The organism is Streptomyces hirsutus (assembly GCF_001418415.1).
Lineage (GTDB): Bacteria > Actinomycetota > Actinomycetes > Streptomycetales > Streptomycetaceae > Streptomyces > Streptomyces hirsutus.
On record NZ_LIQT01000730.1, the window covers coordinates 1 to 1,205 of the forward strand.

The window sequence follows — 1,205 nt, forward strand, 5'->3', positions numbered from 1 at the left end:
ACGGGCAGGCCTCCGTGCGGGCTCCCGCACGGAGGCCTGCCCGTGCGTCTGCCCGCGGGCCCACCCGGATGGAGGCGGGGATCACCCCGGATGGAGGCAGGGGCGGCTCCAACGCCGGGCCGGGATCCGACCCGCCCGACGGCCACCTGAGGCCGGGACCGGGAGCCGCGGCCGGACCGCCGGGCGCAGGCAAAGAAAAACGGGCCGGTCCGTGGGGGGGATACGGACCGGCCCGAGGGGGGGAGCTCCACCATAACCCTTTGTGAGTGATGCTGCGTACATCGGCGTGCCACAACTACTCTCCGGAATCGTCCGGCAACGCCCCGACGGCCACGGAAGCACACATTCCGGGCGCCCCTGTGGCCGAAATACAACAGTTTCCCCCGGAAGAAACCGGCAATAGCGGGCCATCTCGACCGCGGCGATCGGTGCACCCTCGACAGAACCCCGCCATGACCACCCTTTCGGCCGTCCCTCCGACGGGTGATCCCGTGAGGAACGCCCACTTGACCCACCGACGAGTCGGAGCCGGGCGACGGCACGACACCTCGGACATCGCGCAGTCCCCTCCACTGCACGATGCCGTCCGCGCAGCTTCGCTCGGGCGAATGATCATGGCTTGAACAGAGCCCGACAGGTGACTGAAAAGCGAGCCACGCCCAGGAATGGCCCCGAAGCGCGGGCCGGGTCACCCATTGCGGACGGAACCTGTCCTCAATCGCCTCTACCGTCGAAGACATGACGAGGCCGAGAACAGGCACGGGTACGGGCACAGGGGCAGGCACAGGCACCGGCGGGGGAGCAGGGGCAGGGTCGGCAACGTCGGCAGGGTCGGGGGCAGAGACAGTGACCGAGACGACCATCACCTGGGCGGAGGCGAGTGCGCGGCGGTTCGAGCGGCAGTTCCTGGCCTCCCCGGCGCCGGGGAGCACGCCGGTCGCCGAGGTGGTGTCCACGATGCTCGGCGCGCACGCCCAGGTCCTGTCGGCGGCCGAGGTGTCGGTGGGGTTGCGCAGGTCCGGCGCGACACGGGCGGACGTACGGGCCGCGCTGTGGGAGGACCACTCCCTGGTGAAGACGTTCGGCCCCCGCGGGACGGTCCATCTCCTCCCCACCCACGAACTGCCCCTGTGGTGCGCCGCACTGAGCGCGGTACCGACGGGACCGAGCGCTTTCGCGCCCGGCGCCCGGCTCACCGAGGAGCA

1 protein-coding gene is annotated in these 1,205 nt (G+C 71.0%); it reads left to right on the forward strand.

Going from position 1 to position 1,205, the window contains the following annotated elements; all coding sequences use genetic code 11:
- Nucleotides 1–846 precede the first annotated feature (846 nt).
- The coding region (locus AOK11_RS37995; protein WP_240497647.1) for a DNA glycosylase AlkZ-like family protein at nt 847–1,205 on the forward strand (359 nt) is incomplete at its 3' end.